Genomic DNA, 6,279 nt, shown 5'->3' with positions numbered 1-6,279 from the left:
TCTGCCGCATCGTATCTTCCGCTCCGGGCCGGCGCAGCGAGCGGCGTACGGTGTACTCGTTTAGGTACGCCTGCAGATGCTTCAATCCCAAGGCTATATATGTACTCTTCAGCGATTCCCACGCCTCTCTCACCACTTTCCGCAAGGGCGCATACAGACGATAGGCCAGAGGGAACGACTCTACCGCCGATGTACGGATATCCACATGCCCGTTGATGAACGCGGCGAGTTCGTGACGGTTTGCCCTTTGTCCGTCTCCTCTCTTATGCGGCACCAGGCGGATTTTGACCTGCTCCGGCTCGCCCGACTCCGTGACCGTGCATCCCGCTACTACCGCCGAGGCATACGGATGCGGAAACTGACACCGGGACGGATTACACCCATACAGATCGCTGTTCACCTTCACGTCTCCGCAGAGCAGCTCCCGGGCATCGATCTCTAGGGCGGCATGGCGTATTTTGTGCAGCATCAACCAGGCGGTTTTGTAGGTGACTCGGATCACCTTGCTCAGCCGTATCGCCGAGATGCCGTCCTCAAGCAAGAACAACTCCAGCGCATTGAACCACTTGAGCAGGGGCAGATGCGTTCCTTCAAAAATCGTGCCGACCAAAGCCGACGTTTGATGCGCGCACCTTCCGCACTCGAACAAGGGGATATGCCGGGAAGTCAGACGACTACACCGGGTGTGAGCGCAGCGCGGGCAGACGAAGCCGTTCGGCCACTTCATCGCGATCACCGCCTCCATGCAGGCCTGCTCGCTGTTATAACGGCTGCTGAATGGTTGAAGTTCCGTTCCCGCATTGACCTCCATGTTCACTCGCCCCCGAATCAAGAATACACGAACGTGCGTTCGATTTATTTTATCATACCAAACATACGTTCCTTATTCAAGCCGAAAATCTCACCTGAACCGCCTCATTTTTTTCCTCATCTCTTTTTCTCTCTTTTTTTGGAACCCTTGCTCTAGCCCACACCCCCCGCTTTCTGAACGAAAGGGATAATCGTGCAAAGGCTGTAGGCAGGGACACCAAGACACCAAGACACGAACCATTTAGACAGCCCCCTCACCTGGCGTCGATTTGTGACACTGCTCGAAACGACTACGGTGCAAAAGATGGGTGCGCTGACCTCGGCGGATCACCCTCTTCATCGTTGATGCTTCCATGCTTCCATGTTTAAGCCCGATTTAGGGAAGACACTGTCCGCCTATGTTTCAGCGTCAACTCCGGCAATGGATTGCTGCTTTACCCAGCTAAATCAAGGCTTGTCTGCCGATTTTTTGCTGCGAAAGTTGAGTTATTAGAACCGATGAGCTGGGGGCCATTAACTTTACACTAAATTGGTTTACAACGAAAAGATTGTACGAAAGTTTAGAAGAACCCATAAAGGTAGGAATAAAATATGAGGAAATGGAGATTGAAATTCAATTATTGAATAGCTTGCCATAGAAAAATTTTTACACAGGAACGTTCGTTTGCAAATTCAAAGGCAAAAAACTAGGGTGTATTATTGTAGGAGGAGTTGATCCGACGTTCTCCTCAAACAATACAGGAGTACCATATCTTGTTGACAAATATATTATGGTTAAAACTGCAACAGAAGAAAATGGATCTTTCAACTTCGATCTGGGGAGGTATAAATATTGGGATTATTTTACTTTTTATTCTCTTCATCATTTTGGAAAATGGAATAAACGCTAATGTAAAATATACAAAAAAGTTTTATTGAATTACTTGAAGGGTATATTTGATAAAAGCTAGTTGTCTGCGCAAAAAAACTTGTTATGCAAATTGAAAACCCTCGTTCTTTATTTCAGTATAATAGTCTTGAGCAGAAGCCGAAAGAATACCGCTTGTTACGTCACTCAGATCAAAGGCACGATAATAAACCGTCCCTACGACATAACCCCCAGAATCAGTTACATATTCGTTAGGGGCTGCTTGTGTAGTTGGAACGATTTCACCACCTTGACTGATGACCGGATAGTTCGGCGCCCAGATCGTACCTTAACAATAAACTGCAATCACTCCTTTGGTTCCGGAAAGGTTTGAATTGCTCCACTCGTAATCATTGCCATCCGACGTGATGCCAACAATGCTTACACCAGTCAACGGCGGAGTTGGTGCGGCAGATGCTGATGACGGCAAAAGAAAGAATGCAAAGGCCAAAATTAAAGATAATACGGGACCAAGTGTGCTGATACTATTTTATTTGGAAGGGAAATCATATCGGGACATTTGCCAAGAACTAAACTTAAGCGAAGCAGTCCTGAGCCAACGATTGGTACGAGCGAGGAAAAAATTGCTCCAACATTTTCTTGGAAAATGGGTTGATTATGACGAAAGAGCATGATCAGAAGCGACTGGATTAAACAAATGTGGCCATCAATTATATGGAAGATCATATTACCGAAGACATCTCTACTCGATCCATTTAATCAAATTCGGCGTCGGATCTAAAATCGAGTCGTATTGTTCCGGCCAGCCGTAAGCGGCGTCGGGATCCAATTCCCGGTAGCGACGCAACTTTTCGTGCCGATCTTCTTCCTTGGCCCAACCCAAATGCTTCACTCGAAGGGGAGAAAATCATTGATAAAGTGAGGGGGAGGCTCCAGGCAAATCCCTATTCCGATAAATGAGATACGCGGGAACCGATAAATACGGAGTTTGTTGGACATCATTGCTGAAGAAGAACCCATTCAAAAATCGTGATTATTGTTGACAAACTCACAAATCGAATATATTGTAGATATACAAAGTCTGTAATAGCACCGTGAAAGTTAGCTAGGTCGCAGGGGCAATTTTTTTGGCTAAATTACAGATATAATATATCTATAATATATATATATGAAAGGATGATCGTAATGGCTATTGAGCACGCAACAGACTCTACTTTTAAGGACATGGTACAAACGGAGGGGGTAACCGTTGTGAATTTTTGGGCTGCTTGGTGCGGTCCGTGCAAGATGTTTGCACCTGTTCTGGAGAAATTTGAAAGGGAAACAAACGGTTCCGTTAAAGTGGTTAAAGTGAATGTGGACGAAAATCCGGCAACTTCTTCCCAATTTCAGATTATGAGCATACCGACCACTCTGATCTTCAGAAACGGGAAGCTCATCTTTAAAGAAGTGGGCATATTGCCGAAAGCTGTCCTGCAGCAGCTCACTGCATAATAAACAGAAAGTGATGATTGCATTATGAAAAGAAAACCCGGATTGATCATTGCCTCGCTGATCGTCGCGAATTTTATGGCACAATTGATGCAAACGATGCTTAACACGGCGCTGCCGCAAATGATGCAGGACCTCGGGATCAGCGCCAATAGAGCACAGTGGTTGATTACCGTCTACCTTCTTGTCACAGGTATTACGATACCTGTGACTGGTTTTTTAATCCGAAGTTATACAACAAGAACCCTGTTTTTCGTCTCCGTCGGAGCGTTCACAACAGGAACGCTGATTGCCGGATTTTCCTCTGATTTTACCTTTATCCTGGCTGGACGCGCTATTCAGGGAGTGGGCACTGGCCTATTGGTACCGCTATTCATGAATACGATGATCTTGGTGTTCCCGAAGGAAAAAATCGGCACTGCGATGGGGTTGGGCAGTCTCATCGTAGGACTTGCTCCGGCGCTTGGCCCGACGATATCCGGATTGGTGATTCAACATCACTCCTGGAGATTCTTGTTTTACGGGGTTGCGCCCATTACGATCGCAAACTTGGTTGTCGCCTATTTTTGTTTGAAAAATGTAGGGGAGATCGAAAAAGCGAAGTTGGACCGCAGGTCGATCCTTTATTCTACTTTGGGATTCGGCGGCCTGTTGTACGGATTCAGCATCGTTGGCGAACAAGGAGTAAGCGCCCGTCTCTCGTGGTCCATCATTGCGGTTGGACTCATTATGGTGTTCTTGTTTGTGAAGCGCCAATTCAAGCTGGCCGTGCCTTTGCTTGATTTCAATGTGTTTCGATATCCGAGATTTACATATCCTTCAATCATAGGCGTAATTCTGTATATCGTCATGGCTGGGGCGGAACTGCTGCTTCCGATTTATGCCCAGAATGTCAGAGGGCTGATGCCGAGAGAGTCGGGGCTTCTGCTTTTTCCGGGCGCTCTGCTTATGGGATTGTTCGGATGGCTATCGGGAAAAGTTTACGACCGTTTTGGCCTTCGCTTGTTGATTCGGATCGGTTTTTTCTTTATTGTTGCCATTACCTTGCTTTTAACGATCACGTTAACGGCTCAGATGTCTTATAGTTTATTGGTTGTTATTTATGCCCTCCTTATGGCCGGGATGGGCTTTATGTTGACACCGGTCACCGCTTTTGCCGTCGCAAGTCTTCCCAGTCCCATTAGTACGTATGCTCCCCCTATGACGACGGCCATCCGTTTCTTGGGCATGTCCATGGGCGGGGCTTTGCTGATCACCCTGATGACTTTTACTGCAGATGCCAGCCTGGTCGCTTTTCCTGTGAATATGCTCGAAGGGATTCATGCAGCGTTCTGGGCGCTAACTGCTATTGCCGCGGTTGGATTTTTGCTTACCTTTTTTATCCCGTTTGTTTCAGTTCAGCAGCAAGTAATGGAAAGCCGTCAGGCGCCGTATGAACGTAGAAGCTCGTCCCTGTCCAATCATGATCATTAGCCTTGACATCACTTCGCATAAAAGTTATTTTGGATAAATAAAGTCCTTGATTGAGGTGACACTACGCGATGAAATTTTCCAAAGCGACGAACTATGCCCTTCACACCATACTCTTTCTTGCTGCGGCCACTCCGAATAAGCTGATCGGTGTGCAGCAATTGGCGGAGCGGCAGGAGGTTTCGCCTACGTATTTGTCCAAAATACTAACCAAGCTGGTTAAGGCGGGGATGATCGAATCCACTTCGGGCGCCAATGGGGGATACCGGTTAAAGCGGAATTGGGAGGACATTTCGTTCCTGGATATTATTCACGCTATTGAAGGCACAGCTTCCTTATTTGAATGTGAATTGCACCATGGACCGGATTGTTTGATTCAAAAGGTGATGGTATCGGCCGAAGAGCAGATGGAGGATTATTTAAGAAACCAAAAAATGTCTGAGCTTGCCAAAAAAATAACGGTTGTTCTGTAAAGAACGACTGTTATTTTTGGATTTATTGTAGATATAACAAGTCTTTAAAATCCATTGTGCAGATGAAAGGGGATATGTAGTATGAGGAACGATTTTTTTAATGAAGCCGCGTGGGAGCAAGCATGGAAGGAAGATATGCATACCGCGGTGAACAAGATGAAAAACGCCGGAATCGATCCGGTCCGCACGTTTGACGATAAGGCAAAGTCATTCAACGAGCAAGCGTTTAACGAGGAGGGCAGACAAAGGGCAAAACGGATTATGAATTGGCTGGAAGGGCAGGGCGTAACCTTCAAAGACACCTCCATTTTGGATATTGGAGCAGCCTCGGGCGGATTTACGGTGCCGTTTGCGGAGCGAGGGGCTCGTGTTACCTCTGTGGAGCCTAATCTTTCATTGAGGGAGCTGCTGCGCAAAAATATTGCGGGAATTACGAACGGGAAGGTTGATGTTGTAGCTGAGCCGTTCGAAGACATCGATATTCAAGCCAAAAGTTGGGAGAAAGCCTTTGATTTTGTATTCGTCTCCATGTGTCCGGTGATTGTCGATTGGGAGAGTGTGGAGAAGGTGCTGAGCTGCGCGCGAAAATTCTGCTACATCAGTATGACCGCCGGTTCCAGGGAACACAGTCTGGTGAACGAGATTTGGCCGCTGGTCACGGATCAGCCCATGAAAAATGAACATCTGGAGATGGCCTATCTGCTTCATTTACTCTATCTCAAAGGCTATGCTTATGAGTCGCTCGTAACCAAGGAGATGAAAACGACGGAGGTTTCCAAGGAAGCGGCGCTCCAGGAAGTGATGAATTGGCTGAAAATGTTTAATTTGCCTGCAGATGATCGGTCCCGGAACATCGTCGCCGAGTATTTGGAACGGACTTATCCGGCGGATAAGGTGGAAATTCGGCAGGGCGGCCGCTTTGGCAAGGTGCTGATTCGCTTGCGGGATCAAAATATGTACACCAGGGAGCGTCCATAAGCTTGGGAAGGAAAAGCAGCGGTGGAACAGGGGAACTTACCCGGTTTCCGCCGCAACCGCATGGAGGGCTAACGGACCTGAACGACCTTATTTTCCTGAAAAGACACCGTTTTAATTTCTAACGGACAGGAGAGACGTTATTTGCTCGAAAAAGGCCGGAAACGCACACCTAAATGCCGAATAAGGTCT

Annotated in this window: 7 protein-coding genes; 5 read left to right on the top strand and 2 right to left on the bottom strand. The window is 47.1% G+C overall.

Annotated elements, in window-relative coordinates; translation table 11 throughout:
• On the bottom strand, positions 1-811 hold an 811-nt coding region (locus tag EHV15_RS25970; RefSeq protein WP_148101072.1), incomplete at its 3' end, for a transposase.
• 1,283 nt (positions 812-2,094) lie between these two features.
• Here EHV15_RS25970 and EHV15_RS25965 point away from each other — a divergent pair.
• Positions 2,095-2,352, top strand: coding sequence for a sigma factor-like helix-turn-helix DNA-binding protein (locus EHV15_RS25965; RefSeq protein WP_246061786.1), 258 nt, complete (start codon positions 2,095-2,097; stop codon positions 2,350-2,352).
• Between the two features lie 68 nt (positions 2,353-2,420).
• Here the strand turns inward: EHV15_RS25965 and EHV15_RS36675 are convergent, their stop codons facing one another.
• Entirely contained in the window at positions 2,421-2,561 is a 141-nt protein-coding gene (locus EHV15_RS36675; protein WP_178075959.1) for a hypothetical protein, read from the bottom strand.
• A 302-nt stretch (positions 2,562-2,863) separates the two neighbouring features.
• Between EHV15_RS36675 and trxA the strand changes: the two genes are divergently transcribed.
• The 4 genes from trxA (at position 2,864) to EHV15_RS25945 (ending at position 6,090) form a co-directional block, all read left to right on the top strand.
• Positions 2,864-3,172 (top strand): thioredoxin, encoded by a 309-nt coding sequence (gene trxA, locus EHV15_RS25960; RefSeq protein ID WP_128633778.1) that lies wholly within the window; start codon positions 2,864-2,866, stop codon positions 3,170-3,172.
• Positions 3,173-3,196: 24 nt separating this feature from the next.
• Positions 3,197-4,642: a DHA2 family efflux MFS transporter permease subunit gene (locus EHV15_RS25955; RefSeq protein ID WP_128633777.1), complete on the top strand. Its 1,446-nt coding sequence runs from the start codon at positions 3,197-3,199 to the stop codon at positions 4,640-4,642.
• Between the two features lie 68 nt (positions 4,643-4,710).
• A complete protein-coding gene (locus tag EHV15_RS25950; RefSeq protein ID WP_128633776.1) occupies positions 4,711-5,112 on the top strand; it encodes an Rrf2 family transcriptional regulator in 402 nt (133 codons plus the stop codon).
• A gap of 81 nt (positions 5,113-5,193) precedes the next feature.
• Entirely contained in the window at positions 5,194-6,090 is an 897-nt protein-coding gene (locus tag EHV15_RS25945) for a class I SAM-dependent methyltransferase (protein ID WP_128633775.1), read from the top strand.
• Positions 6,091-6,279: the final 189 nt, after the last annotated feature.

This window comes from Paenibacillus oralis (assembly GCF_003863965.1).
Classification (GTDB): domain Bacteria; phylum Bacillota; class Bacilli; order Paenibacillales; family Paenibacillaceae; genus Fontibacillus; species Fontibacillus oralis.
The sequence above is the reverse complement of the archived record's forward strand: the minus strand, read 5'-3'. Positions and strand labels throughout refer to the sequence as shown.